Annotated in this window: 28 protein-coding genes; 20 read left to right on the top strand and 8 right to left on the bottom strand. The window is 69.2% G+C overall.

Annotated features, from left to right (window positions below; all coding sequences use genetic code 11):
- The first annotated feature begins 6 nt into the window (after window positions 1-6).
- The 13 genes from ACLJOO_RS08910 to ACLJOO_RS08850 all read left to right on the top strand — a co-directional run bounded on the left by ACLJOO_RS08910 (window position 7) and on the right by ACLJOO_RS08850 (window position 10,922).
- A complete protein-coding gene (locus tag ACLJOO_RS08910; protein WP_410786388.1) occupies window positions 7-1,173 on the top strand; it encodes a hypothetical protein in 1,167 nt (388 codons plus the stop codon).
- Entirely contained in the window at window positions 1,170-1,445 is a 276-nt protein-coding gene (locus ACLJOO_RS08905; RefSeq protein ID WP_410786387.1) for a hypothetical protein, read from the top strand. Before ACLJOO_RS08910 ends, ACLJOO_RS08905 begins: the two co-directional genes overlap by 4 nt.
- On the top strand, window positions 1,424-1,684 hold the full coding sequence (locus tag ACLJOO_RS08900) for a hypothetical protein (protein WP_410786386.1): 261 nt from the start codon (window positions 1,424-1,426) through the stop codon (window positions 1,682-1,684). The genes ACLJOO_RS08905 and ACLJOO_RS08900 overlap by 22 nt, the downstream gene beginning before the upstream one ends.
- Window positions 1,685-1,973: 289 nt before the next feature.
- Window positions 1,974-3,251: a phosphoribosylamine--glycine ligase gene (purD, locus tag ACLJOO_RS08895; RefSeq protein ID WP_410786385.1), complete on the top strand. Its 1,278-nt coding sequence runs from the start codon at window positions 1,974-1,976 to the stop codon at window positions 3,249-3,251.
- Window positions 3,252-3,329: 78 nt separating this feature from the next.
- A complete protein-coding gene (locus ACLJOO_RS08890) occupies window positions 3,330-3,818 on the top strand; it encodes a SigE family RNA polymerase sigma factor (protein WP_410786384.1) in 489 nt (162 codons plus the stop codon).
- Window positions 3,811-4,428 (top strand): hypothetical protein, encoded by a 618-nt coding sequence (locus ACLJOO_RS08885; RefSeq protein ID WP_410786383.1) that lies wholly within the window; start codon window positions 3,811-3,813, stop codon window positions 4,426-4,428. Before ACLJOO_RS08890 ends, ACLJOO_RS08885 begins: the two co-directional genes overlap by 8 nt.
- Before the next feature lie 24 nt (window positions 4,429-4,452).
- On the top strand, window positions 4,453-5,880 hold the full coding sequence (gene purB, locus ACLJOO_RS08880; protein ID WP_410786382.1) for an adenylosuccinate lyase: 1,428 nt from the start codon (window positions 4,453-4,455) through the stop codon (window positions 5,878-5,880).
- Between the two features lie 3 nt (window positions 5,881-5,883).
- Window positions 5,884-6,240 (top strand): hypothetical protein, encoded by a 357-nt coding sequence (locus tag ACLJOO_RS08875; protein ID WP_410786380.1) that lies wholly within the window; start codon window positions 5,884-5,886, stop codon window positions 6,238-6,240.
- A 1-nt stretch (window position 6,241) separates the two neighbouring features.
- Window positions 6,242-6,634, top strand: a complete 393-nt coding sequence (locus tag ACLJOO_RS08870; RefSeq protein WP_410786379.1) for a hypothetical protein — start codon at window positions 6,242-6,244, stop codon at window positions 6,632-6,634.
- 63 nt (window positions 6,635-6,697) lie between these two features.
- Window positions 6,698-7,918, top strand: coding sequence for a glycosyltransferase (locus ACLJOO_RS08865; protein WP_410786378.1), 1,221 nt, complete (start codon window positions 6,698-6,700; stop codon window positions 7,916-7,918).
- A gap of 1 nt (window position 7,919) precedes the next feature.
- Complete coding sequence (locus tag ACLJOO_RS08860; protein WP_410786376.1) at window positions 7,920-9,941, top strand: glycosyltransferase family 39 protein; 2,022 nt, start codon at window positions 7,920-7,922, stop codon at window positions 9,939-9,941.
- Between the two features lie 2 nt (window positions 9,942-9,943).
- Complete coding sequence (locus ACLJOO_RS08855; protein WP_410786375.1) at window positions 9,944-10,360, top strand: hypothetical protein; 417 nt, start codon at window positions 9,944-9,946, stop codon at window positions 10,358-10,360.
- Window positions 10,361-10,499: 139 nt separating this feature from the next.
- Window positions 10,500-10,922: a hypothetical protein gene (locus tag ACLJOO_RS08850; protein WP_410786374.1), complete on the top strand. Its 423-nt coding sequence runs from the start codon at window positions 10,500-10,502 to the stop codon at window positions 10,920-10,922.
- On the opposite strand, the gene ACLJOO_RS08845 is transcribed toward ACLJOO_RS08850, so the two are convergent.
- The gene (locus tag ACLJOO_RS08845) at window positions 10,906-11,484 is read right to left on the bottom strand and encodes a TetR/AcrR family transcriptional regulator (protein ID WP_410786373.1); all 579 of its coding nucleotides are present in this window, start codon (window positions 11,482-11,484) and stop codon (window positions 10,906-10,908) included. The genes ACLJOO_RS08850 and ACLJOO_RS08845 overlap by 17 nt on opposite strands.
- Window positions 11,485-11,537: 53 nt before the next feature.
- Between ACLJOO_RS08845 and ACLJOO_RS08840 the strand changes: the two genes are divergently transcribed.
- Window positions 11,538-12,596, top strand: a complete 1,059-nt coding sequence (locus ACLJOO_RS08840; RefSeq protein ID WP_410786372.1) for an FAD-dependent monooxygenase — start codon at window positions 11,538-11,540, stop codon at window positions 12,594-12,596.
- 45 nt (window positions 12,597-12,641) lie between these two features.
- On the top strand, window positions 12,642-13,517 hold the full coding sequence (locus ACLJOO_RS08835; protein ID WP_410786371.1) for a phosphoribosylaminoimidazolesuccinocarboxamide synthase: 876 nt from the start codon (window positions 12,642-12,644) through the stop codon (window positions 13,515-13,517).
- Here the strand turns inward: ACLJOO_RS08835 and ACLJOO_RS08830 are convergent.
- The 5 genes from ACLJOO_RS08830 to ACLJOO_RS08810 form a co-directional block, all read right to left on the bottom strand.
- Window positions 13,514-14,002 (bottom strand): hypothetical protein, encoded by a 489-nt coding sequence (locus tag ACLJOO_RS08830; RefSeq protein WP_410786370.1) that lies wholly within the window; start codon window positions 14,000-14,002, stop codon window positions 13,514-13,516. The two genes, ACLJOO_RS08835 and ACLJOO_RS08830, sit on opposite strands and share 4 nt — an antisense overlap.
- Window positions 14,003-14,081: 79 nt before the next feature.
- Complete coding sequence (locus tag ACLJOO_RS08825; RefSeq protein ID WP_410786369.1) at window positions 14,082-14,702, bottom strand: CDP-alcohol phosphatidyltransferase family protein; 621 nt, start codon at window positions 14,700-14,702, stop codon at window positions 14,082-14,084.
- Entirely contained in the window at window positions 14,702-16,027 is a 1,326-nt protein-coding gene (locus tag ACLJOO_RS08820) for a hypothetical protein (RefSeq protein WP_410786368.1), read from the bottom strand. The genes ACLJOO_RS08825 and ACLJOO_RS08820 overlap by 1 nt, the downstream gene beginning before the upstream one ends.
- The gene (locus ACLJOO_RS08815; protein WP_410786367.1) at window positions 16,027-16,701 is read right to left on the bottom strand and encodes an ABC transporter ATP-binding protein; all 675 of its coding nucleotides are present in this window, start codon (window positions 16,699-16,701) and stop codon (window positions 16,027-16,029) included. The genes ACLJOO_RS08820 and ACLJOO_RS08815 overlap by 1 nt, the downstream gene beginning before the upstream one ends.
- The gene (locus tag ACLJOO_RS08810) at window positions 16,701-17,219 is read right to left on the bottom strand and encodes a PadR family transcriptional regulator (RefSeq protein WP_410786366.1); all 519 of its coding nucleotides are present in this window, start codon (window positions 17,217-17,219) and stop codon (window positions 16,701-16,703) included. Before ACLJOO_RS08810 ends, ACLJOO_RS08815 begins: the two co-directional genes overlap by 1 nt.
- A gap of 112 nt (window positions 17,220-17,331) precedes the next feature.
- On the opposite strand from ACLJOO_RS08810, the gene purS reads away from it, so the two are divergent.
- Genes purS through purL form a run of 4 tightly spaced genes read left to right on the top strand, consistent with a single transcriptional unit; the run spans window position 17,332 to window position 22,610 of the window.
- A complete protein-coding gene (gene purS / locus ACLJOO_RS08805; RefSeq protein WP_410786365.1) occupies window positions 17,332-17,601 on the top strand; it encodes a phosphoribosylformylglycinamidine synthase subunit PurS in 270 nt (89 codons plus the stop codon).
- Window positions 17,598-18,266 carry a phosphoribosylformylglycinamidine synthase subunit PurQ gene (purQ, locus tag ACLJOO_RS08800; RefSeq protein WP_410786364.1) on the top strand — a complete coding sequence of 223 codons (669 nt, stop codon included), beginning with the start codon at window positions 17,598-17,600 and terminating at the stop codon, window positions 18,264-18,266. Before purS ends, purQ begins: the two co-directional genes overlap by 4 nt.
- A gap of 50 nt (window positions 18,267-18,316) precedes the next feature.
- Window positions 18,317-20,347, top strand: coding sequence for a hypothetical protein (locus ACLJOO_RS08795; RefSeq protein ID WP_410786363.1), 2,031 nt, complete (start codon window positions 18,317-18,319; stop codon window positions 20,345-20,347).
- 1 nt (window position 20,348) lies between these two features.
- Entirely contained in the window at window positions 20,349-22,610 is a 2,262-nt protein-coding gene (purL, locus tag ACLJOO_RS08790) for a phosphoribosylformylglycinamidine synthase subunit PurL (protein ID WP_410786362.1), read from the top strand.
- A gap of 51 nt (window positions 22,611-22,661) precedes the next feature.
- Here the strand turns inward: purL and ACLJOO_RS08785 are convergent, their stop codons facing one another.
- Window positions 22,662-23,294 (bottom strand): hypothetical protein, encoded by a 633-nt coding sequence (locus ACLJOO_RS08785; protein ID WP_410786361.1) that lies wholly within the window; start codon window positions 23,292-23,294, stop codon window positions 22,662-22,664.
- Window positions 23,295-23,491: 197 nt separating this feature from the next.
- On the opposite strand from ACLJOO_RS08785, the gene ACLJOO_RS08780 reads away from it, so the two are divergent.
- Window positions 23,492-23,974, top strand: coding sequence for a DUF1707 domain-containing protein (locus tag ACLJOO_RS08780; protein WP_410786360.1), 483 nt, complete (start codon window positions 23,492-23,494; stop codon window positions 23,972-23,974).
- Here the strand turns inward: ACLJOO_RS08780 and ACLJOO_RS08775 are convergent.
- Complete coding sequence (locus ACLJOO_RS08775; RefSeq protein ID WP_410786359.1) at window positions 23,963-24,946, bottom strand: LacI family DNA-binding transcriptional regulator; 984 nt, start codon at window positions 24,944-24,946, stop codon at window positions 23,963-23,965. The two genes, ACLJOO_RS08780 and ACLJOO_RS08775, sit on opposite strands and share 12 nt — an antisense overlap.
- Between the last annotated feature and the right edge of the window lie 49 nt (window positions 24,947-24,995).

The following is a 24,995-nucleotide window of genomic DNA, read 5'->3' as shown; positions in this document are numbered from 1 at the left end:
GGCAGCGTGAAACCTCTGTTTCTCAACGGCCCCGTGCAGAACGGACCCTTCACGTTCGTCAGCCATCCCGGGAAAAGTGTCGGTATCCGCCTAGCTGCGGCGCTCAACGCCGTCCTCGGGCAACCGCCGGTGCCCCATCTGTGGAACACAGCCACGCTCGCCGGAGATCTCCGCTACCGCGCGGCCAATGGGCCGAGAGTCTCGCGCCGGCGGTTCGACGCCGACCTGATCGAGCGCAAGTACGCGCCGCTGCAGTCCCCAGCGGGCGGAATCATGACCGACACCGACTCAGAGGTCGCCGACCTTGCGCTGGAGATGGTCGAACACAACCTCCGAACAGGTTTCTTGGCTATCAGCCGCGAAACCGTTCGCACGTGCCGTCGGTGCGGTCACATGACGGGTGATGGCGGTCATCCCTGCAACGCGTGTGGCAGCACGGACATTCAGGACCGTACTGGCCTTCATCTCGTCGCCAGACCGGCAACGAACCGTCCCGTCCTTGACCGCTCAGACATCCACGCGAGCCACCGGCAGCAGCCCAGGCACCTACAACACACCGCGGGCAGCGTCGACCGCCCAGTGATCCTTTCCCGCACACGCGACCACGGCATACAGCTCGCACCTCTTGGCCTCGACAGGCTCGTCCTCGACCCACGGGTCGGTGTTCATGTCACCGTCCTTGCCGCAGCTCGGCGGCATCGCGCGGATCTGGCTGTCATGACCATCACACAGAATGCCGCCAACCATGTCGCCGCGCACGGTCAGCACTTCCGCGAGCACGATGGCATCAGACTCAAGTACGCGCTCCACGGACACCTTCCATTTGATGATCGGGCAAGCCTCGAACCACTGCATGCGGCGTACCGAGTCACGCAAACAATCAAAGACGACTTCGAGAAGTGGTTCCTCCCACTGTTCTCACTCCGGGCGAAGACCGCGACAAAACCAGATCAGCTCGTGGCGCTCTTCAAGCACTATATGCGTGCGTACCTGGCGCAGCCCGCCGAAGTCAACGAAGCTGTCATGAACGACGTACGGCGCCGGGTCTCGATCGGCGACACCGATTGGATCACCAACAGGCAGTCGCTGGCGAACGTGATCGCCGCCCGGTCGGAACCCGTCATGCAGCCCACACCACCGACCTACCACGACGGCCCGAGGCTGGAGCAATGACGAAGGTTCCCTATGTGGAGAAGCGGGCGGTCACGGTGCTTGCTATCGGTGATGCGATCGAACCACCTGCGGTCCGCGCGATGCTGGAAGGGTTCGGGTATCTGGTCACAGTTCAGTGGATCGGCTCGCGTGAGGAACTGTTGAAGATATTCCGGGGCGAGCTACGGACCGAGGACACGGTGGTGATCTCTGGTCATGGCGGGATGGACGGCTTCCGGTTCCGGATGAGGCGCCGCTTGGGCCCGGGGAGGTGGCCGACATCGGCAGGCTGAGCGGGAAGACCGTGGTCAGCTTGGCCTGTTTGAGCGGGACGCGTGAGTTCGCGGAGGCGTTCAGAACGGCCGGAGCCAAGCACTACATCGGGCCTGATGATTACCCCGACTTTCGGGACGCCCTGGCCTTCGTCACCATCCTGTTCTTTCTGTTGGCCAGTGAAGTGAACATCGCGGAGGCGGCGGCACGGGCGTCGGCGTTCCACGGTGAGACAAGCCAGTTCACGCTGCTTGCCTAGCTCGGCCACGACAGCACCCGACCTCATTTCCCTGGGGACGTCGCGAGTAGTCCCTGGGGCGGCAGCACGCACATCACGGACCGGCTTGGTAAGGCGTGCAGGCGAGAAGACGGGGCGGTCGCTGCGGCGGTAGCCGCAAATGCCGGCGCTGAGCCGGTGGGTGGGTGGGAGCGCGCGTAGCGGGCGCGTTGAGGAGCGTAGCGACGAAGTAGCGCCTGCGTAGCACGCGTGGGGCTGACTGCAGTCCTCCGGCGGAACAGTCTCCCCCGGCACGCTAGGCTGAGCGCCCGTGAAGGTCTTGGTGATCGGGTCGGGTGGCCGCGAACATGCTCTGGCCTGGGCGCTGGCCCAGGATCCGGAGGTCGAGCAGGTCGTGGCGGCCCCGGGCAACCCTGGCATCGCCGTGTTGCGTCCGGCGTACGACGGGCAAACGATCGTTTGCCGTCCGGTGGACATCTTCGACCACGACGCGGTCGTCGCGCTGGCGCGGGAGCTGGACGTCGATCTGGTGGTCGTCGGGCCGGAGGCGCCGCTGGTGGCCGGCCTGGCCGACCCGGTGCGGGACGCCGGGTTCGCGGTCTTCGGGCCGTCCCGGGAGGCCGCGCAGATCGAGGGCTCGAAGGCGTTCGCCAAGGACGTGATGGCCGCCGCGGGCGTGCCGACCGGGCGGGCCTACGTCTGCACCACGCCGGAGGAGGCCGCGACGGCGATCGATGCGTTCGGGCCGCCGTACGTCGTGAAGGACGACGGGCTCGCCGCGGGTAAGGGTGTGGTCGTCACCTCGGACCGCGAGGCGGCGCTCGCGCACGCGGCCGAGTGCGACCAGGTGCTGATCGAGGAGTTCCTGGACGGCCCCGAGGTGTCGCTGTTCGCGATCTCCGACGGTACGACCGTGTTGCCGATGCAGCCGGCGCAGGACTTCAAGCGCCTCGGTGACAACGACGAGGGCCCGAACACCGGCGGCATGGGCGCCTACACGCCGCTCCCGTGGGCGCCGGACGACCTGGTCGCCGACATCACCGAGAACGTCCTGCAACCGACGGTCGACGAGCTCCGCCACCGCGGTACGCCGTTCAGCGGCCTGCTGTACGCCGGTCTCGCGCTGACGTCGCGTGGTGTCCGCGTGATCGAGTTCAACTGCCGCTTCGGTGACCCGGAGACGCAGGCGCTGCTGCCGATGCTGAAGACCCCGCTGGGTGGCCTGCTGTACGCCGCCGCGACCGGCAAGCTCGCCGACCACGGCGACCTGAGCTGGCGGAACGCGTCGTCGGTCGCAGTGGTGGTCGCCGCGAAGAAGTATCCGGCCAACCCGCGCAAGGGCGACGCGATCACGGGTGTCGAGCAGGCAGAGAGCGACCATGTCCGCGTCTTCCACGCGGGTACGGCGCTCGACGACGAGGAACTGGTGACGGCAGGCGGTCGCGTCCTCGCGGTGAGCGCCGTCGGCAAGGATCTCGCCGAGGCACGGCAGCGCGCGTACGCCGCCGTCGGTCAGATCCGGATCAAGGGCTCCCAGCACCGCACCGACATCGCCCTCAAGGCGGAGCGCGGCGAGATCACCGTCTGACGGGCCCTCCCGGCCGCCGGTCCGGATAAAGTCGAAGTTCGATGGAACCGGACAGGGAAGTCGGGGGTGTTGGTGGGTATGGAGACGGAGGGGCTGCGAGAGTTCTACGGCGCCCACCAGCCGCGGCTGGTGGGTGTGATCTCGCTGCTGACCGGGTCACGTGCCGAGGCCGAGGACATCGTCCAAGAGGCGTTCGTCCGGCTCGTGCCCCGCTGGGAGAAGGTGTCGCGGTACGACGCTCCGGAGGCCTGGGTTCGCCTGGTCGCCCTGCGCCTGGCCGCGAACAGGCACCGGGACGGCAACCGGTTCACGCAGCTGTTCCACCGGCTGCCGGCCGAGCACGTCCCGGACCCCGCCGACCGGTATGCCGGTGACCTCGAGCAGGCTCTCGCCGGCCTGCCGATGCCGACCCGGCAGGTCGTCGTCCTCCATTACGTCTGTGACCTGAGCGTGGCTCAGGTGGCGGACACGCTCGGGATCGCGGAAGGCACGGTCAAGTCGCGCCTGTCCCGCGCCCGGGACACCCTGTCCGATTCATTGCTGTTGAGGAGTGACGACCATGCCTGATCTGCAGGAGGACCTGCAGGCGCTGGCCGACCGCCGCGCCGCCGAGTCCGCCGGAGACTTCGACTCCGTTCTGACCACGGCCAAGACCCGCAAGCGCCGCCGGACCGCCGGTCTGACCGTGATCGGCGCGGCCGCGGTGGTCGGCGCCGTCGCGATCGTCCCGACGCTCCGCCCGGCCTCGAACACGCCCGTGGCCGACAGCCCGGTGCCCACGAACGCGGTGGTTCCGCCGCAGGTGGAGACGCTGCCGTCCGCGCCGACGCTCCCGAAGGCCGGCATCCTGGGCCTGAAGTCGCTGAAGTCGGCGACCACGCTCGCCGGCGGAGAGTTCGTCGCCTCGTTCCCGGACAAGAAGGTCCGCGCGGTGACGTTCTCGCTGTCCTCGGCGTCCAAGCCGGAGGTGGCGCTGTACACGCTGGTCGCGAAGATCCCCGGCGACCCGACCACGCCGTACGCGATCCGGATGACGGGTGAGATGGGTATCGCCATCCCGTCGTACAGCAGCGCCGGTCCGTACACGCTGGCGATGCCGAAGGGCCTGCCCGCGGGCTCGTACCGGGTGTGCACGCTGTCCGGTGCGCTGCTCTGTGGTCTGATGACCGTCCAGTAGTCGCCGTCTGGGAGAATGGGGTTCGTGACCAAACCCCGGATCCCCAACGTTCTCGCCGCGCGCTACGCCAGTCTGTCGATGGCGGAGCTGTGGTCACCGGAGCACAAGATCGTGCTCGAGCGGAAGCTCTGGGTCGCCGTACTGAAGGCCCAGAGCCGGCTCGGGGTCGCGGTTCCGGACGGGGTCGTCGAGGACTACGAACGAGTGGTCGACCAGGTCGACCTGGCGTCGATCGCGGACCGCGAGCGGGTCACGCGGCACGACGTGAAGGCGCGGATCGAGGAGTTCAGCGCGCTCGCCGGGCACGAACACATCCACAAGGGGATGACGAGTCGTGACCTGACCGAGAACGTCGAGCAGCTCCAGATCCGCGCCGGCCTGGAACTGGTCCGGGACCGTGCGGTGGCGACCGCCGTCCGGCTGGGCCAGCTGGCGGCCGACCACGCGGCGCTGGTGCTGACCGGGCGTTCGCACAACGTGGCCGCGCAGGCGACCACGCTCGGCAAGCGGTTCGCGTCGGCCGCCGACGAGCTGCTGGTCGCGGTCGCCCGGATCGAGGAGCTGATCGAGCGGTACCCGCTGCGCGGCATCAAGGGCCCGGTGGGTACGTCGCAGGACATGCTGGACCTGTTCGGCGGTGACCCGGCCAAGCTGGACGAGCTGGAGCAGGACATCGCCCAGCACCTCGGGTTCAGCCACACGCTGACGAGCGTCGGCCAGGTGTACCCGCGGTCGCTCGACTACGAGGTCGTGTCCGCGCTGGTGCAGCTGGCCGCCGGGCCGTCGAGCCTGGCGACCACGATCCGGCTGATGGCCGGGCACGAGCTGGTCACCGAAGGTTTCAAGGAGGGCCAGGTCGGCTCCTCGGCGATGCCGCACAAGATGAACACCCGGTCCTGCGAGCGGGTCAACGGGCTCGCGGTGATCCTCCGCGGCTACGCGTCGATGGCGGGCGAGCTGGCCGGCAACCAGTGGAACGAGGGCGACGTTTTCTGTTCCGTCGTACGGCGCGTCGCGCTGCCGGACGCGTTCTTCGCGCTGGACGGGCTGTTCGAGACGTTCCTGACCGTGCTGGACGAGTTCGGGGTGTATCCGGCGGTCGTGTCGCGGGAGCTCGAGCGGTACCTGCCGTTCCTGACCACGACCAAGGTGCTGATGGCCGCGGTGAAGAACGGTGTCGGCCGGGAGACCGCGCACGAGGTGATCAAGGAGCACGCGGTCGCCACCGCGCTCGACCTGCGCAAGGGCCTCGCGGCGAACGACCTGTTCCACCGCCTCGGCGCCGACGGCCGCCTCGGCCTCACCGAGGAGCAGATCGTCGGCATCGTCGGCGAGCCGCTGTCCTTCACCGGCGCGGCCGTCTCCCAGGTCGCCACGGTCGTCGCCAAGATCGACGAACTCGCCAAGCGACACCCCGAAGCAGCCGCCTACACACCGGGTGACATCCTCTAACTCGTGTTCGCACCGCTCACCTGGGGTCTTGTTGCGCTGGCGCTGCTTGCGATGGTGTACGCCGTCGTGCTGACGGCGCGGGACAAGCGGATCGACTGGACCGTGCTGGGCGCGGTCGGGGTTCTCGAGGTCGGGCTGATCGCGCAACTGGTCGTCGGGATCGCGCAGTACGCCGGCACCGACCGGGACGTGTCCGGGCCGTTCTTCATCGGGTACCTGATCGGGTCGCTGATCATCCTGCCGATCGGGGCGTTCTGGGCGCTGGCCGAGAGCAGCCGGTGGGGTGCCGGTGCGCTGGCGATCGCCTGTCTGGTGATCCCGATCGTCGAGCTGCGGCTGCACGACCTGTGGGCGGTCTGAGGTGACCGATCCAGCGGCCACGAAGCACGGGCCCGGGCGGATCCTGATCGCGGTGTACGGCGTGTTCGCGCTGGCCGCGACCGCGCGGGCCGGCGTACAGATCGCGACCAAGTTCGGCGACGCCCCGATCGCGTACCTGTTGTCGGCCGTTGCCGCGGTCATCTATTGCGCCGCGACGTTCGCGCTGGCGAAGGCGACCGTGGTGTCGCGCAAGGTCGCCACGGCCGCGATCGCGATCGAGCTGGCGGGCGTGATCGGGATCGGCGCCTTCAGTTACGCCGTACCGGACGACTTCCCTGACGCGACCGTGTGGTCGCACTTCGGCCAGGGCTACGGCTTCGTGCCGCTCGTCCTCCCCGTGCTCGGCCTGCTCTGGCTCCGTCGTACGCGGTGAGTCCCAGGAAACTGCCAGCCACGCGCAGGGGCTGACTCAGGTTCACCGGACAGCATCGGTGACATGCAGATTCCAGGTCATCCTCGGGTCGAGATCGTCGTACCCGTCAAGAACGAGGAAAACGACCTCGGACCGAATATCAGACGGTTGCGGGAGTTCCTCGACACCGCTTTCCCGTTTCCGGCCGAGGTCTGCATCGCGGACAACGGAAGTACGGACGCGACATATGAGATCGGTACGCTGCTCGCCGCCGAGCTGCCCGGGGTCCGGGTGGTCCGGCTCGAGCAGTCCGGGCGCGGCCGCGCGCTGAAACAGGTCTGGTCCGCCAGCACCGCCGAGGTGCTCGCCTATATGGACGTCGACCTGTCCACCAACCTGAACGCGCTGCTGCCACTGGTCGCGCCGCTGCTCGCCGGGCACAGTGACGTTGCCATCGGCACCCGGTTGGCGAAGAGCTCCCGGGTGGTCCGGCGGCCGAAGCGGGAGTTCATCTCGCGCTCGTACAACCTGTTGCTACGGGCAACGTTGAGCGCGCACTTCTCCGACGCGCAGTGCGGGTTCAAGGCGATCCGCGCCGACGTGGCGCGCGAGCTGCTGCCGCTCGTGGAGGACACCAGTTGGTTCTTCGACACCGAACTGCTGGTGCTCGCGGAGCAGGCCGGGCTGCGGATCCACGAGGTACCGGTGGACTGGGTCGACGACCTGGACTCCCGGGTCGCGATCGCGAAGACGGTGGGCGAGGACCTGCGGGGGATCGCCCGGCTGATGCGCAGTCGCGTCGACCTGGAGCCGATCCGGCAGAAGTACGGTCGGCCGCGCATTCTCGATCCCCGGACCGCGCTGGCCGCGCGGGTCCTGCGGTTCTGCGCGGTCGGGGTGCTGAGTACGGCGGCGTACGCGCTGCTCTATCTCGTGCTGCGCCAAGGCATGCCGGCCCAGGTGGCGAACCTGCTGGCGCTGCTGATCACCGCGGTCGGCAATACCGCGCTCAACCGGCGGATCACGTTCGGGGTGCGCGGTGTGGAAGGCCGCTGGCGGCATCACCTGCGCGGCCTGGTCACCTTCGGGATCGGCTGGAGCCTGACCGCGGCGTCGCTCTGGCTGTTGCACACCGCGGTCTCCGCGCCGCACCAGGCGGTGGAGATCACCGTCCTGACCATCGCGAACCTGGCCGCGACCGTCGTCCGGTTCAGTCTCTTCCAGGCCTGGGTCTTCGACGACGACGCACCCACCATCCCCACCTTCGAACCCCCGGCGGTTCTCGAAAACACCCGGAGCAACTGATATGGCAACGCTCACCGATCCCGTCGAGGCGACCAGACCTCGCGCGATCAGCACGCAGTACACCCTCGGAAAGGACAAGGTCCTGTACGGCGGTCTGCTGGCGCTGACCGCGATCGCGTACCTGTGGGGCCTGTCCAAGAACGGCTACGCGAACGAGTACTACGCCGCCGCGGCGCAGGCCGGGTCGACGAGCTGGAAGGCCTGGTTCTTCGGGTCGTTCGACTCCTCCAGCTTCATCACCGTCGACAAGACCCCCGCCTCGCTGTGGGTGATGGGGCTGTCGGGGCGGATCTTCGGCTTCAACACCTGGAGCATGCTGGTACCCGAGGCGCTGATGGGCGTCGCGAGCGTCGGCTTCGTGTACGTGTCCGTACGGCGCTGGTTCTCCGCGAACGCCGGCTTGCTGGCCGGAGCGATCCTCGCGCTGACGCCGGTCGCCGTCCTGATGTTCCGGTTCAACAACCCGGACGCGCTGCTGATCCTGCTGCTCTGCGCCGGTGCTTGGGCGGTGACGCGGGCGATCGACTCCGTGAAGCACTCGGCGCGATGGATGATCCTGGCCGGTGCCCTGGTCGGGTTCGGGTTCCTGACGAAGATGCTGCAGGCGTTCCTGATCCTGCCAGCCTTCGGGATTGCGTACCTGGTCGCCGGGAAGCCGGCGCTGGGGAAGCGGCTCCTGCACCTGGTGCTGGCGACTGTTTCGCTGATCGTGAGCGCCGGTTGGTGGGTCGCGATCGTCGAGCTGATTCCGGCGTCGGCGCGACCGTACATCGGCGGGTCGTCGACGAACAGCATCCTCGAGCTGACCCTTGGCTACAACGGCCTCGGGCGGTTGAACGGCAACGAGACCGGCTCGGTCGGCGGCGGGACCGGCGGCGCGGGCTGGGGCGGCGCGGCCGGAGTGCAGCGGCTGTTCGGCGGTGAGTTCGCGTCGCAGATCGCTTGGCTGCTGCCGGCGGCTCTGCTCGCGACGATCGTGCTGGTTGTCGCCTCGGGCAAGGCGCCGCGGACCGATCGGAAGCGGGCGTTCGCGCTGCTGTGGGGTGGCTGGCTGGTTGTCACCGGTCTGGTCTTCAGCTACATGCAGGGCATCATCCACAGCTACTACATGATCGCGCTGGCGCCGGCGATCGGTGCGTTGATCGGTGCGGCGATGGCGGTGCTCTGGAAGCGCCGTACGGAATGGTTGCCGCGGACAACGTTGGCCGGCGGGATCCTGCTGACGGGTGGGTGGAGCTTCGCGCTGCTGAACCAGACGCCGACGTGGCAGCCGTGGCTGCGCTGGGCGGTTCTGGCCACCGGTGTGGTGGCGGCCGGGTTGCTGATGATCATGCCTGAGTTGAAGTTGCATCGTACGGCGGCCAGGCGGGCCGGGCTGTTCGCGGCGACACTGCTCACGGTGAGCGCGCTGGCCGGACCGACGGCGTACTCGATCTCGACGATCAATTCGGCGCATGCCGGTGCACTGCCGTCCGCTGGACCTTCGGGTGCCGGTGGCATGGGCGGCATGGGTGGCGGACGTGGTGGCTTCGGTGGTGACGGCCGGATGGGTACGCCGCCTGGGCAGACCGGCACCGGTACGACGCAACAGCCGGGGACCGGTACTACGCAGCAGCAGGGTGGTCCTGGTGGTGGCGGTATGGGCGGGTTCCTCGGTGGTGGCGGGATCAGTGGGGTCTCCAGTGAGCTGGTGACACTGCTGCAGCAGGGCGCGAAGGGGTACACCTGGGCCGCCGCGGCAGTCACCGCGAACGGGGCCGCGCCGCTGCAGATCGCGTCCGGCGAGCCGATCATGGCGATCGGCGGGTTCAACGGGACCGACCCGGCGCCGTCGCTCGACGAGTTCAAGGGACTGGTTGCCCAGGGCAAGATCCACTACTTCATCGGGAGCAGTGGCGGCGGGATGATGGGCGGCCGCAACGGCACCTCCAGCGAGATCGCCACCTGGGTCAGCGAGAACTTCACGGCCCAGACCGTCGGCAGCACCACCGTCTACGACCTTTCCACCGGAACAGGAGCATGAAGATGACACAGTCCCCAGAAGCCCAGTTCCAGGCGGCACAGGCCGCCCAGAACAACCCGGCCACCCCACCTGCCCCGCCGGCTCAGCAGCCGGAGGTTGCGAAGGGTGGTGGGCGGCCTAGCAATCTGATGCTTGCTGGGGCCGGTTCGATCCTTGCCGTGCTGGCTTTCGTCGGCGGCATGGCGGTCGGGCACTCGTGGGACGGCACGAGCAACCAGCAGGGCCAGTTCGGCGGGCCCGGCGGCGGGATGCGCGGCGGATTCCCTCAGGGCAACGGCCAAGGCACACTCCCGGGCCAGGGTCAAGGCCAGGGAACCCAGCAAGGTCAGGGAAATCAACAGGGCCAGGGAACCCAGCAGGGTCAGGGCACGCAGCCGAGCCAAGGCACGACGACGCAGGGACAGACCCGAACCAGTTGAACCTCGCCTGAACGAAGGCAGCCCGGCGGGCCCCGAGCGGACACTCGGCCCGCCGGGCGCTGTTTTCTGGACGAGCGTCAAGCGGTGGGACGACACGCGGAATGGTTCGTCGGGCCGTGGGGTGGGGTAGGAACGGTGCGTGGAATGGTCGAACGTCACCTGGTTCCTGACCGCGCTCGGGGCGGTCGTCGTACTGATCACGCGCGTCCGGCTCGGAGGGACTGTTGTCGACGGCACCGGTCACGGCGCCGGCCGGCACGGGTACTCCGCAACGCTGTTGCGGCTGCACACCGTGGTCGGAGTGATCACGCTGATCGGCTGGGTCGTTGCCCTGATCACCGGTCGGCGGGAGATCGCGCTGGTCATCCTGGCCGGCTGGTGGTTGCTGACGGTCATCGGATTGTTGCTTCTGGCCCGTTGGCTCCCGAGCGCCGGCAAGCACTCCGAGGATGCGCAGAGTGACGCCTGGGGTTCCGGCGCCGGCCTGTCCGTCCTCGGCCACGTGGGCATGCTGCTCGGCGTCGGCTATTTCACCTTCGTCGCGGTCACGGACCGTCTCTGAGTCCGGCGATCAGCGCCGTGACAGAGCGTCGTACGGCGGACTCGAACGCTTCTGGTGAGAGCGTTGTCCCGGTCCCGGCGACCCGGTCGTACATGAGCCCGTCGAGCATCGCGGCGACCGGCCACGCGGCTGCCTCCGGATCGGGTATGCCGAGTCCGGCCAGCAAGTGCGCGAGCATCGCCCGCAACTGCCGCCCGCCTTCGACGATCGCGGTCCGCAGTTCCGGTTGACGGCTCGCCTCCAGCGACAACTCGTACCGCGCGACCAGGTCGTCCGGCCGGTCCTGCGCGAGTCCCGCCGTCATCGCCACCATCAATTCGACCGGATCCGCCCCGGGCGGCGGCATCCCGGCCACGTCCCGGGTGAGCATCCGGCTCACGCACGCGGTGAGCAGAGCGTTCCGCGTCCGCAGGTAGTACGACGTGGAGCCCGGCGGCAGGCCCGCCTCGGCGTCGACGGCGCGGTGCGTCAGCCCGCGCAGCCCGCGGGTCGCGACGAGGTGGATCGCCGCGTCCGCGATCGCGTCCTGCCGATCCGCACCCCGCGGAGCTTCCTTCGTCACGTCGCACAGTCTCGCACTTCCCAGCCGAACTCTACAGATGTAGAGTCGAGGTCATGAGTACGGCGATCGTGGTCGGGGCGGGTATCGGAGGGGTTACCGCTGCTGTCGCGCTGCAGCGCAGCGGTTGGCAGGTCACAGTGCTGGAGCGGGCGCCGGAGCTGGGCGAAGTGGGGGCGGGGATCTCGGTCTGGCCGTCGGCGGTCGCCGTGCTCGAGGAGCTCGGGGTCAAAGGCGTCGAGAAGTCGTCCGTGCAGTCCAAGCCGGCCGGGATCCGCAAGCCCGACGGCCGCTGGATGGTCGGTGCGCCCGACCTCGGTATGGAGCTCCCGGTGATGATTCACCGCGCGCAGCTGCACGACCTGATCACGGCCGAGTTCGGCCCGGCGGTGACGGTGCGGACCGGGTACGACGTACGGACGGTGACCCAAGATGCGGACGGGGTCACGGTCGACGGCGAGCTGCGGGCCGACCTGCTGGTCGCCGCGGACGGGATCCGGAGCGCGGTACGGACCGCGGTGTATCCGCAGTACGCGGGCCCGCGGTACTCCGGGTTCACGGGGTACCGCGGAATCGCGGAGGTCGATCTCGACGACGGCGGCGGGGAGACCTGGGGCCATGGGCAACTGTTCGGGTTCGCCCGGCTGATCGACGGGCGGTTCTACTGGTACGCGACCGCGAACCAGCCGGCCGGTACAAAGAGCGAGCCGGCGGTGTTCGAGAGCTGGCACGATCCGCTGCCGCGGTTGATCGCGGGTAGCGCGAAGATCCTGCAGAACGACATCTACGACCTGACGTTGCCGCTGGTGCCGTTCGTGCACGGGAGGGTGGTGCTGCTCGGCGACGCGGCGCATGCGATGACGCCGAACCTGGGTCGCGGTGCCTGCTCGGCGATCGAGGACGCCGGCGCGCTGGCGCGGCACCTCACCCGGACGAGCGACCTGGCGCTCGCGCTGGCGGCGTACGACGCCGAGCGCCGTCCTGCCACGACCAAGCTGGTCAAGCGCTCCCGCACGCTGGGCCGCCTCGCCCAGACCGAGAATCCGCTGGTCTGCACGGTCCGGGACGGGCTGGTCGCGACGGCCGGCAAGCTGCTGGCGCTGCGGCGCCGCTAGGGGCGTACCTGCCGCCCTCGGGCGCCGGGTGGAAGAATCGGCCGCGTGACCACACTTCCGCAGGCGCCCGAGATTCCTGGTGCGAAGCACCTCCACTCCGGCAAGGTCCGGGATCTGTACGAGCTCGAGTCCGGCGACCTGCTGATGGTCGCGAGTGACCGGATGAGCGCGTTCGACTGGATCCTCGAGTCGATGATCCCCGACAAGGGGAAGGTGCTCACCGCGATGAGCCTGTGGTGGTTCGAGCAGCTGGACATGCCGAACCACATCATCTCCACGGACGTGCCGGCCGAGGTCGCCGGGCGGGCCGTGGTCTGCGAGAAGCTCGCGATCTACCCGGTGGAGTGTGTGGCCCGCGGGTACCTGAGCGGCACCGGCCTGCTCGACTACAACGCCACCGGCGCGGTCTGCGGGATCCCGCTGCCGGGAGGCCTGGTCGAGGGCTCGCGCTTCGACACCCCGATCTTCACGCCGGCCACGAAGGCCGAGCTCGGCGAGCACGACGAGAACGTGTCGTACGACGTGGTGGTCGCGACCGTCGGCGCGGAGACGGCGGCTGCCCTGCGGGACACCACGCTCGACATCTACTCGACGGCGCGGGCGATGGCCGAGGAGCGCGGGATCATCCTGGCGGACACGAAGTTCGAGTTCGGCGCCCGCGCGGACGGGACGCTCGTTCTCGCCGACGAGGTGCTGACACCGGATTCGAGCCGCTTCTGGCCGGCCGACCAGTGGGCGCCGGGCAAGCCGCAGCCGTCGTACGACAAGCAGATCGTCCGGGACTGGCTGCAGTTCGAGTCCGGGTGGGACCGCACGTCGGGTGAGGCGCCGCCGCCGTTGACCGACGAGGTCGTCGAGCGGACCAGGTCGTCGTACATCGCGGCGTACGAGCAGCTCACCGGCCGGAAGTTCGACGCCTAGAGCAGGCCGATGCCCAGCGCGAGCAGGATGAAGCGGGCGCCGCGGCCGGCCAGGACCGACAGGGTGAACACGACGGTCTTCATCCGCGAGGCGCCGCCGATCAGCGCGACGCCGTACAGCGGCGGGACGCCGGCGAACGCGCTCAGCAACGTGACCGGGATGCCCCAGCGGCTGTCGCTCATCGCGTCCAGGAGCCGTTTGCTGAGGTCGCGGTTGCGCTGGACGAAGCGGCCCCAGCGGGTGTCCAGGTCGACCGGTCTCGGTTCCTTGGTCTTGCGCGCCGCGTAGCCGGGGCGGTAGCGGACGGCGAGGAACATCGCGACCTTGCCGATCGTCTGGCCGGCGGCGACGCCGCTCGCGGCGACCAGCGGGTTCATGGCATGGGTGGCAGCGACGCCGAGCACGTACGCCTCGGCGTTCACGAACGGTACGACGGCGGACCCGATCCCGTAGCCCACCGCGAGTACCAGTTGCCACACCCACATGACACCGAGGCTAAGTGCGATCCCGGCCATTGCCACGGAACTCAGGCCCCCTTCCAGGGGTGGACCAGGGTCCACCCTGTCATCGTGCCTCGCCCGGGGCGGCGGCGCGACGGCCGCACAGGATCTGGACCAGCCGGTAGGACGAGACGACCTTGACCGCGAGGGCCGCGACCGCGACGGCGTACGGCAGCCAGTGGGCGCCGGTCTGGCCGGCGACGACCAGCGAGACCACCACGGCGCCGGTGTTCAGCGCCTTGGCGGGCTTGGACCAGTTCCAGACGTAGATCGGCTTGTCGACCTTGTAGAAGTAGTTCGGGCTGAGCACCCACGGCCAGAGCAGGAACGAGAACGTCAGCATGGTGTCCAGTACGCCGAACTGCACCAGGTAGATCGCCAGCGGCCCGATCGTGTCCGGGTATGTCGCCATGAACGCGGCCGCCAGCAGGAACGAGCACGCCCGGTCGCAGACGACGTCGAACACCGCACCGGACAGCGACTCCTCGTTCCGGATGCGAGCCACCCAGCCGTCGAGGCTGTCGCCGAACCAGTAGGCGACGTACCCGATCACCAGCCAGAGCAGATCGCCGGTGCCGAACGCGTACGTGGCGAGCGCCATCGCGATCACGGTCCGGACCAGCGTGATCCGGTTCGGCACCCCGAGCAGCATCGCGGGTCGGACCGCCAAAGGTATCGAGGTCATCAGGCCGCCCTTAGATTCTCGGGATCGAGTGCGTCCCGCAGTTGGTTGCGAAGCAGAAAACCGGCGGCGGCGCCGCCGAGGTGACCGAGGAGCCAGCCTGCGATCGTCAGGATCGCCGCGAGCAGCAGCGTCCCCGGGTCGAACGGCCCGACCGCGCCGCCGGCTACCCGGTTGATGCCGGTCACGGTGCCGAACAGCAGACCGGCGGCCAGTGCGGGAGCCGCGACCACGGTCAGCTGGCGGCGAATGACCCGGCGGAGGAACGGCAGGTCCACACCCAGAGCGGTCAGGCTGGCGAACTGGCGGCGCTGGTCGACCAGTTGGTCCGCGACGCCGACGATCAGCGCGGCCATCGCGGTGAGGGCGACCAGGACGAGTCCGGCGATCGTCAGTCCGAAACCGGTGGTGTAGAACGCCGTAGTACCGCCTAGCTGGTCGTCGACCTGGACGCTGGCGATCCCGTTGGCCAAGGTGCCGACGAGGAAACCGCAACAGCCCAGCAGCATGCAGATCCGGGTGGCGGGCCGGGAGTCGGTCACCAGCCGGAGACCGGTGAGCAGGTTGGCGGGGTCGCCGGACCGCTGCAGCCGCCGCCCCAACCCGCGGATCCAGATCCCTGAGGTGCTCAGGAAGAACAGCGCCAGGCCCGCGAGCACGATCGTGGAGCCCACGTACCCCATCCACGGCGAGGCGAGCAGGCCGAGCGCGATCAGTACCGGTCCAGCGATGATGCCGGTACGACGCTGCGCCGCGGACTGTGGTTGCCGGGACATGGGCCCGTCTCGGTGCAGGAGGCTTCCGATCACCGCACCGGCCGCTGTCATCATCACCACCACGGGAATCCACAGCACCGCGTCCATCGCCTGTGCACCGGGCAGGACCCGCGCCATCAGCGGCAGTGCACCGAACAGCAGGCTGAGGACCAGGTACCCTGGCCCCGCCAGCAGTCCACCCGCCAGACCGGCAATAGCCGCGTCGGTGACGGTCAGCTGTCGTAGCTGCTTCCTGGAGGCGCCTGCCAGCCGTAGCGCAGTCAGTCGCCGTTCGCGGGCCGCCGTACCCAGTCGTAAGGCTTGGACCGCTAGGCCTCCGGTGAGTGCGGCCAGGATGATCAGGATCGCGATCAGCCCGGAGCGCAGGCCGCTCTCGGCGATGTAGTTGCTGTAGACATCGTTGCTCAGCTCGCCCTTGCCCAGTCGGGCGATGCGCAGTGCGCCGAGTAGCAGGGCTCCACTGAGTGCGAGTGCTGCAGTGGCCAGCTGGACCCGGCTGCGGTCCGCCGGCGTCCGTGAGCGCGCCAGCTGTACCAGCGTCTCGAGCGTCATCAGAGCGACACCTCGTGCTGGATCAGGCCGTCGCGCAGCCGGATCTCACGGTCTGCTGACGCGGCCACCAGGTTGTCGTGGGTCACCATCAGCAGGGCAGCGCCGCGGTAGCGGGCAGCCTCCAGCAGTACGTCGAGGAGCTCCTGGCCGGCCCGACTGTCCAGGCTGCCGGTGGGCTCGTCGGCGAGTACTACGGACGGACCGGTGACCAGTGCGCGCGCTACTGCAGCACGCTGCGTCTGGCCGCCGGACAGCTCGCCCGGAACCGCATCGGCGTCGTCAGCGATACCCACCTGGCCCAGCCAGTTCATCGCGGCTTTGTGGGCCTCACCGCGCTCATGACCACCCAGCAAGAGCGGCAGCGCCACGTTGTCGACCAGTGGCAGGTCCGGCACCAGCTGCCCGAACTGCAGCACGATGCCGACCTTCGTACGGCGCAGCGCCGCACGCTGCTCCTCCGGCAGAGCAGCCAGGTCCTGGCCGTCCACGTGCACGGCACCGGCGTCCGGAGTGAGGATGCCGGCCGCGCAGTGCAGCAGCGTCGACTTGCCGCATCCGCTCGCACCGGTCACCGCGACGACTTCACCCGGCTTGAGTTGCAGGCTGACGCCGCGGAGGGCCGTGTTCCGTCGGTAGGCGTACTCGATTCGTTCCAGTTCCAGAGCAGCATTCATCAGCGAGTCCCCCTCTGCTCGGAGATGCGGTCCAGTGCGCCGTCCAGCCAGCGCAGATCAGCGTCCAGGTGAGCCACGATGTACTCGCGCACCAGGGGCGAGGTCGGGTCGTTGTCGGCCGGGGTCTCCCGCAGCTCACGGATCCGGCGCAGGTGACTGGCGCGCTGGCGGGCGAGGAACCCCTCCGCGTCGCCTCCGGTCCGGATGGCTGCCACGAGCTTCCGCAGTACCTCGTCGGCGCTTCCCCAGGCCGGGGGCACCGGGTCGTTGAGCCAGTCGCTCAGGTGATCGCGGCCCTTGCTCGTCAACGCGTAGACCGTCCGGTCCGGTCCGCCGCCGGAGGTCTTGTCGACCACCTCGACGAGTCCGTCCCGCTCCAGTCGCCCAAGTGTCGTGTACACCTGTCCGAAGGCGAGCGGCCGGCTGTCCGGGAACCAGGCGTCATGGCCCCGCTTCACGTCGTACCCGTGCGCCGGGCCGGCGGACAGCAGCCCGAGGACGAGCTCAGCAGTGGCCATGGCCAGAACTATACATCGCGTGTATGTACTCAGTGAATAGTCCAGGATGCGGCAATCCTCGCGTCGGTCGGTAGGATTCAGCCGTCACCCCGCAACGAACCTGGAGTAGTCAGTGGCTCGCGTTGTCGTCGACGTCATGCTCAAGCCCGAGATCCTCGACCCGCAGGGCAAGGCGGTGCACGGCGCGTTCGGCCGGCTCGGCTTCGACGGCGTGGCCGACGTCCGGCAGGGAAAGCGCTTCGAGATCACCCTGGACGGTGAGGCGACCGAGGAGCGGGTCGCCGAGATCCGGAAGGCCGCCGACACGCTGCTGGCCAACCCGGTGATCGAGGACTACACGCTGCACGTGGAGGCTGACCACACCGCGGAGATTGGGCAGTGAAGATCGGGGTCGTCACCTTCCCGGGCTCGCTGGACGACGCCGACGCCCGCCGCGCGGCCGCGGTGGCCGGCGCCGAGGCGGTCGCGCTCTGGCACGGCGACGAGGACCTGCACGGCGTGGACGCGGTCGTCCTGCCCGGCGGGTTCTCGTACGGCGACTACCTGCGCGCCGGTGCCATCTCCCGGTTCGCGCCGGTGATGGAGACCATCATCAAGCGGGCGGGCGAGGGGATGCCGGTGCTCGGTATCTGCAACGGCTTCCAGGTGCTGTGCGAGTCGCACCTGCTGCCCGGCGCGCTGATCAAGAACCACCACCGCAAGTTCGTCTGCAAGGACCAGGTGCTGCGGATCGAGAACAACAGCACCGCGTGGACCAGCGACTACGACGCGAACCACGAGATCACCATCGTGCTGAAGAACCAGGACGGTTCGTTCGTCGCCGACGAGGCGACGCTGGACCGGCTGGAGGGCGAGGGCCGCGTGGTGGCGCGCTACCTGGGCAACCCGAACGGCTCGTACCGCGACATCGCCGGGATCACCAACGAGCGCGGCAACGTGGTCGGCCTGATGCCGCACCCGGAGCACGCCGTCGAGACACTCACCGGTCCGACCACGGACGGCCTGGGCTTCTTCACCTCGGTGCTGAAGGCCGTCGTCGCCTCCTGATGAAGCGGTTGTGGGTGGGGCGGTCATGGCCCTACCAGGCCCTTCTCCGGGTGGCCGTGCTGCTGGCCGCGACCGCCGCCGCGGTGATCGGGACAGTCGCGCCGGCGAACGCGGCGCCCTCCAGCTTGTTCGCGAAGGTCGTGGTCATCGGCGTACCCGGGCTGACCTGGAACGACGTGAAGGCGTCGCCGGAGCTGACCGCGCTGGTGAACCAGTCGCACGTGGGCTCGATCTCGGTGAAGACGGCCGGTCCGCACACCTGTCCGGTCGACGGGTGGCTGACGATCAGTGCGGGCACCCGGGCGTGGGGGAGTGTGGCCGACCAGCCGTGCGGTGACCTGCCTGCGGTGACCAACGGCAAGGTGAGCGACTGGCAGACGTACGTCGACCGCCAGGCCGAGCACCACACGGGCGCACCGATCGGACGCCTCGGCCAGACCGGGTACCCCATCTGCGGCTTCGGTCCGGGTGCTGCGATCGCACTGGCCCGGACGGACGGCTCTGTGGCCAACTGGCAGCCTGAGTTCGATGCCTCCGTGTTGGCGAAGCCGGACTGTGGCGACGCGATCGTCGACGCCGGTGCGCTGCCGCCCCGGGAAGGACGGGCGGACGCGCGCCAGAAGGTCGCTCAGCTGGTGGCGCAGGCCCGTGCGGCCGGCGGCTGGGTCCTGCTGGTCGGTGTCAGCCAGGAGCTCGCGAACGCGCACCAGGAGTCGCTGGTCGCCATGCAGCTGCCCCCGGACAACGGACCGCGCTGGCTGACCAGCGACAGCACCCGCCGCCCCGGGCTCATCCAGCTCACCGACGTGACGGCGACCGTCCTCAAGGGCCGGACTCCGGCGAACGTCGATCCCGCAGGGTCCGCCGACGCGGGACCGCTGGACGGTAACGAGATCCACTTCACCGGAGACCGTCACACCGACGCGGCGGCCGTCATCGAGGACCGGCTGGACGCCAACGAGCGGTTCGAGCAGCCGCGGCCGATGCTGTTCGCGGTGTCGCTGACGATCGTTGCGGCCGAGGTGCTCGCGCTGCTCTGGTTCTGGTTCCGGCGCTCGCCCGCGTCCCGGCGTACCGCGGTGTTCACGTTGCTGATGCAGGGCGGGTTCTACCTCGCGGTCTTCCTGTCCACACTGACCGTCTGGTGGCGCTGGCCGTCACCCGGTTTCTCCTTGTACTGCGTGATCATGGGGATCAGTGCGCTGGCCGCTTTGGCGGCACAGGTCGTGCTGAAGAAGTACGCGTACCTCGGCCTCGCAATGGCGGCGTACCTGATCCTGCTGGTCGACGGCGTGCTCGGTACGCCGCTGCAGGTCGGCAGCATGTTTGCTGACGGGCCTGTGATCGGTGGACGGTTCTACGGCTTCGGGAACTCCACCTTTGCGACGCTGGCGGTCGGGGCACTCGTCACTGCGGGCTTCGCGGCGCAGAAGCTCATCAGCAAGAGCAGGGTGCAGGCTGCGATCGCAGTGCTGGTCGTCGGCGGCGCTGCGATCGTTGTGGACGGCAGACCGGGCTGGGGCACGGACTTCGGCGGCATCATCGCGCTGACCCCGGCTGTGCTGCTCATGGCCTGGTTGACGTGGCGCGGGAGCATTTCACTGCGCGCACTGATCGGTGTGGGTGTGACCGGCGTACTGGCTGTGTCCGCGGTCGCCTTCCTCGACTATCTGCGTCCGCCGGACCAGCGCAGTCACTTCGGCGCGTTCGTCGCCCGCCTCCTCGACGGCGACGTCAGCGACGTACTGATCCGCAAGCTGGAGATGGCAGTGCAGTTCTTCAGCGGTCCGGCCGGATGGCTCATGCTCATCGTGGTCCTCCTCTGCATGCTGGCCACGCTGCTGCCGCACCGCGTGCCGTCCGAGGCGTACCGCACCTTCTACGACAGCCTCCCGATGATCCGCCCCACCCTGCTGGCGCTCTCCACCTGCGGCCTCGTCGGCATGCTCCTCAACGACGCCGGCGTCGCCCTCCCCGCGATCATGACCGGCTTCGCCCTCCCTCTGCTGGTGGCCCATCTGATGGACTCCCGTCAGCCCGCTACCGTTTCACCTGAGTCCCACCTAGTGCAGGAGTCCTAACGTGTCCACCGACACCGTCAGCAACGCCACGAGTACCCCGGACGTCGAGCAGCCGTGGGCTGAGCTTGGGCTGAAGCCGGACGAGTACCAGCGGATCCGGGACATCCTCGGGCGGCGCCCGACCAGCTGCGAGCTGGCGATGTACTCGGTGATGTGGAGCGAGCACTGCTCGTACAAGTCGTCCAAGGTGCACCTGAAGCGGTTCGGTGAGATCCCGCAGGAGACGCCGGCCGGGAAGATGCTGGCCGGGATCGGTGAGAACGCCGGCGTCATCGACATCGGCGAGGGGTACGCCGTCACGTTCAAGGTCGAGTCGCACAACCACCCGTCGTACGTCGAGCCGTATCAGGGCGCGGCGACCGGGGTCGGCGGCATCGTCCGCGACATCATCGCGATGGGCGCCCGCCCGGTCGCGGTGATGGACCCGCTGCGGTTCGGCCCGCTGGACGCCCCGGACACCAAGCGCGTGCTGCCGGGGATCGTGTCCGGCGTCGGCGGCTACGGGAACAGCCTCGGCCTGCCGAACATCGGCGGTGAGGTCGTCTTCGACCCGACGTACCTGGGCAACCCGCTGGTGAACGCGCTCTGCATCGGCGTCATGCGGCACGAGGACCTGCACCTCGCGAACGCGACCGGCGTCGGCAACCAGATGATCCTGTACGGCGCCAAGACCGGCGGCGACGGTATCGGCGGAGTGTCGGTGCTGGCGTCGGAGACCTTCGCGGAGGGTGGCCCGACCAAGCGGCCGGCGGTCCAGGTCGGCGACCCGTTCATGGAGAAGCTGCTGATCGAGTGCACGCTCGAGCTGTTCGCCGCGAACGTCGTCGAGGGCATCCAGGACCTGGGCGGCGGCGGCCTGTCCTGTGCGACCTCCGAGCTCGCCAGCGCGGGCGACGGCGGTATGCGGGTGTCGCTGGACAAGGTCCCGCTGCGGGATGCCTCGCTGTCGCCCGAAGAGATCCTGATGAGCGAGTCGCAGGAACGGATGATGGCCTGCGTCACGCCGGAGAACGTCGAGGCGTTCCTGAAGATCTGCGAGAAGTGGGACGTCCAGGCCGATGTGATCGGTGAGGTGACCGACACCGGGCGGCTGGAGATCGACTGGCACGGCGAGCGGGTCGTCGACGTACTGCCGGAGACCGTCGCGCACGAAGGTCCGGTGTACAACCGCCCGTACGAGCGGCCGTCCTGGCAGGACGAGCTGCAGGCCGACGGCGCCGAGAAGTTGCCGCGGGCAAGCAGCGGCGCGGAGCTGCGGGACACGCTGCTCACGCTGGTCGCCTCGCCGAACCTGTGTGACAAGTCCTGGGTGACGGACCAGTACGACCGGTACGTGCTCGGCAACTCGGTGCTCGCGCAGCCCGAGGACAGCGGGATGATCCGGGTCGACGAGACCAGCGGCCTTGGCGTCGCGGTGTCGACCGACTGCAACGGCCGGTTCGCCAAGCTCGACCCGTACACCGGAGCCAAGCTCGCGCTCGCAGAGTCGTTCCGGAACGTCGCGACCACCGGCGCCCGCCCGGTCGCGGTCACCGACTGCCTGAACTTCGGCTCGCCGGAGGACCCGGCGGTGATGTGGCAGTTCACCGAGGCGATCCGCGGCCTGGTCGACGGGTGCAAGGAGCTCGGCATCCCGGTCACCGGTGGCAACGTGTCGTTCTACAACCAGACCGGCGAGACCGCGATCCTGCCGACCCCGGTGGTCGGTGTGCTCGGCGTGATCGACGACGTCACCCGCCGTACGCCGATCGGGTTCACGGCCGAGATGGAGGGCCACCAGCTGTACCTGCTCGGTGAGACCGAGGAGGAACTGTCCGGGTCCGAGTGGGCGCACGTCGTCCACGGCCACCTCGGCGGGCGGCCGCCGGCGGTGGACCTGGCGGCCGAGCAGCAGCTGGCCGACATCCTGATCAACGCGTCCCGCGACGGGCTGATCGACGCGGCGCACGACATCAGCGACGGCGGCGTCGCCCAGACGCTGGTCGAGTCCGCGCTGCGCGGCGGCGTCGGCGCGCGGGTCTGGGCGCCGGACGGGCTCGACCCGTTCCTGTTCCTGTTCGCGGAGTCGGCCGGCCGCGCGGTCGTCGCCGTACCGCGGACCGAGGAGGTGCGGTTCACCGACATGTGCACCGCCCGCCGCTTCCCGCACGCGAAGATCGGCGTCATCACCGGCGACACCCTCGACGTCCAGGACCAGTTCGAGGTCCCGCTCACCGAACTCCGCGAGGCCTGGACGGCAACCCTCCCGTCCGTCCTGAACTGAGCGGTGAGTGACCCGGGCGCTGCTGCCCGGGTCACCGCGAGCTGTGGTTGGTCAGCCGACCAGCGCCACCCGCTCAGTCGCTACGGTCAGGACCTTGTCGAGTCCGGCCCGGTCCTGGGTACGACCGGAGACGGTGAGCTCGACGTACGCACGCCGGCCGTTCTCGAACGTGTCGACGAAGCGGGTCGAGACCAGCCGCTGACCACGGGCGCCGTCGCGGTAGGTGTAGGTGATCTGCGTGTAGGCGACCCGCGGCACGTCCCAGCCGACCTTCGACGGCGCGCTGCCGTTGCTGCGGGACACCAGCTTGAAGCCGGTCACGCCGTGCAGAGCGTGGACCCGCTGGTCGGCGGCGCGGCTGGTGCTGACCTTGCCGTCCAGGCCGCCGTTGACGCGCAGCATCCAGGTGTTCGAGCTGTCGGTGAACTTCGCCTGCAGCCGGCTGAGCTGGGTGAACTTCCACCCGGTCGGCGCGTACACCGCGACGTTGCAGTGGCTGCCGTTACCCCAGCACTTGTAGGCGAAGCGCAGGTTCGCCGGCTTGAGCGCGGGCTTGGCGTGCGCGCTGACGGCTGCCGTCCGGGCCGGTACTGCTGCATCGCTCGGCGCGATCCCGACGAACAGGCCCGCGGCGCCGATGATCGCGGCGCCGGCCAGAACGCGAGCGGTGAGGGTCTTCTTCATGGTTCTCGTCTCCAATCTCAGGGGCTCCGTTCGGCCCGTCGGGATCAGAGATGGCTTGGTGCGGCTGCGGCGTTGAGTGCCGGATCTGTGATCAGCGTCTCTGCGGGACCCGGCAACCAAGTACCTGGGACGTAGCGTCAGAAGACGCCTTCCGGGGCGTCTGGCACACTCGAAGGGACGAGCGTGAGGTGAGGCGGATGGTGGAGCGGCGACCGGTGAAGCCGTCCGATCTGGTGGGGATGGCTGCGGCTGCGGGGCAGGAAGCCCGGGTGGTCGCGGCTCGGCGGCGGATGGCTGCGATTCGGTTGACCGACGAGGATCGGCGGGTCGTTGCGGACGAATTGGCCGAGCAGTTCGCGATCGGGCGGCTGGACGAGGCGGAGCTGCATCGGCGGGTCGACCTGCTGAACACCGCGACGACCCATGGGGAGCTGGAGCCTGCCTTGGCTGGGTTGCCGGTGTCCTCGTTGTACGCGCCGCCGGCGCGGAAGCCGGGGAAGTGGCGGTGGGCGGCGTTTGCCGGGGCTGTGTGGCTCGCGGTGCCGTTCGTGTTGGCGGGGTTGTTGTTCCTGGTGTTCGGGCGGGAGATTGCGGCGGCGATCTTCGGCGTACCGGCGGTTGTCTGGGTTGCGTACGCGTATCGGTGGGCGTCCAAGCCGCGGCGGGAGTCAGGTTCCTAGGGTCGACTCGCGCGTGATCAGCTGCGTGGGGAGTTCCAGTACGCCGTGATGCGGTTTGCCGTCGATTGCTTCCAGGAGGAGCGTGGCGGCGCGGCGGCCGAGGTCTTCCAGGCGGAGGTCGACGGTGGTGAGCGGCGGGCGGCTGGCGAGCGCCATGACGGGCCAGTTGTCGTAGCCGGTGACCGCGATGTCTTCGGGTACCGAGTGGCCGAGTTCGCGGAGGCGATCGCAGACGCCGCGGGCGATCTGGTCGCTGCCGCAGCTGATCGCGTCCGGGTTCTGACGCAGTACCAGGTCGGTGGCCTGGCGGCCCCAGCGTTCACTCCAGTCGCCGTAGAGGGGCTCGCCGCAGAGGGCAGTGCCGGCCGTTGTGGTGACGGCCTGGGCGCGTTCGGCGGCGGAGCGGTGGTGGGCGGGGCCGGTGACGTGGGCGATGCGGGAGCGGCCGAGGCGGAGCAGGTGGGTGATCGTGGCGACGGCGCCTCCGGCGTCGTCGACGATGACCGAGGCGTCCGCCGGGTCGGTCGAGGCGGCGAGTGCGTAGACAACGGGCAGCGGTACGTCGATGCGCGCCCGCGGCTCGGTCCGGCGGCCGGTGACGACGATGCCGTCGACGCCGCGCGCGACGAGGGAACGCAGGTAGGTCTGCTCGCGCAGCGGGTCGTCGCGGGTGTCGCAGAGGACGGTCGCCAGCTCGCCCGCGCTCAGCACGTCCTCGACACCGCGCATGATCGGGATGCTGAAGCGGCCCGAGCTGTCGGTGGTCAGGAGCGCCACGGTGTACGTCCGGCCGGACGAGAGCGCACGACCGCGGGCATCTGGCGTGAACCCGAGCGTCGCCGCGGCCCGGCGTACCCGGTCCCTGGTCTCCTGGCTCAGCTGGCCGGTGTTGCTGAGCGCCTTGGACGCGGTCCCGGCGGACACCCCGGCGAGTGCGGCAACATCGACCATCCGCACGCCTGGCCTCTTCATCATTGTTTCCTTCCGGTCGTTCGGCGAAGCCTATCAGGATCGCCCTGGA

Origin of the sequence: Kribbella sp. C-35 (assembly GCF_046549195.1) — a bacterium.
Taxonomy (GTDB): Bacteria; Actinomycetota; Actinomycetes; order Propionibacteriales; family Kribbellaceae; genus Kribbella.
This window is presented reverse-complemented; position numbering and strand designations above follow the sequence as displayed.

Bases quoted from the DNA above. Each gene is read 5' to 3' on its own strand.
- ACLJOO_RS08865 (WP_410786378.1), top strand. From the start codon at position 6,698: ATGCAGATTCCAGGTCATCCTCGGGTCGAGATCGTCGTACCCGTCAAG.
- ACLJOO_RS08825 (WP_410786369.1), bottom strand. From the start codon at position 14,702: ATGACCTCGATACCTTTGGCGGTCCGACCCGCGATGCTGCTCGGGGTG.
- ACLJOO_RS08810 (WP_410786366.1), bottom strand. From the start codon at position 17,219: ATGGCCACTGCTGAGCTCGTCCTCGGGCTGCTGTCCGCCGGCCCGGCG.
- ACLJOO_RS08775 (WP_410786359.1), bottom strand. From the start codon at position 24,946: ATGAAGAGGCCAGGCGTGCGGATGGTCGATGTTGCCGCACTCGCCGGG.
- ACLJOO_RS08855 (WP_410786375.1), top strand. From the start codon at position 9,944: ATGACACAGTCCCCAGAAGCCCAGTTCCAGGCGGCACAGGCCGCCCAG.
- ACLJOO_RS08820 (WP_410786368.1), bottom strand. From the start codon at position 16,027: ATGACGCTCGAGACGCTGGTACAGCTGGCGCGCTCACGGACGCCGGCG.
- ACLJOO_RS08840 (WP_410786372.1), top strand. From the start codon at position 11,538: ATGAGTACGGCGATCGTGGTCGGGGCGGGTATCGGAGGGGTTACCGCT.
- ACLJOO_RS08830 (WP_410786370.1), bottom strand. From the start codon at position 14,002: ATGTGGGTGTGGCAACTGGTACTCGCGGTGGGCTACGGGATCGGGTCC.
- ACLJOO_RS08780 (WP_410786360.1), top strand. From the start codon at position 23,492: ATGGTGGAGCGGCGACCGGTGAAGCCGTCCGATCTGGTGGGGATGGCT.
- ACLJOO_RS08815 (WP_410786367.1), bottom strand. From the start codon at position 16,701: ATGAATGCTGCTCTGGAACTGGAACGAATCGAGTACGCCTACCGACGG.
- ACLJOO_RS08905 (WP_410786387.1), top strand. From the start codon at position 1,170: ATGACGAAGGTTCCCTATGTGGAGAAGCGGGCGGTCACGGTGCTTGCT.
- ACLJOO_RS08890 (WP_410786384.1), top strand. From the start codon at position 3,330: ATGGAGACGGAGGGGCTGCGAGAGTTCTACGGCGCCCACCAGCCGCGG.
- ACLJOO_RS08860 (WP_410786376.1), top strand. From the start codon at position 7,920: ATGGCAACGCTCACCGATCCCGTCGAGGCGACCAGACCTCGCGCGATC.
- ACLJOO_RS08885 (WP_410786383.1), top strand. From the start codon at position 3,811: ATGCCTGATCTGCAGGAGGACCTGCAGGCGCTGGCCGACCGCCGCGCC.
- ACLJOO_RS08785 (WP_410786361.1), bottom strand. From the start codon at position 23,294: ATGAAGAAGACCCTCACCGCTCGCGTTCTGGCCGGCGCCGCGATCATC.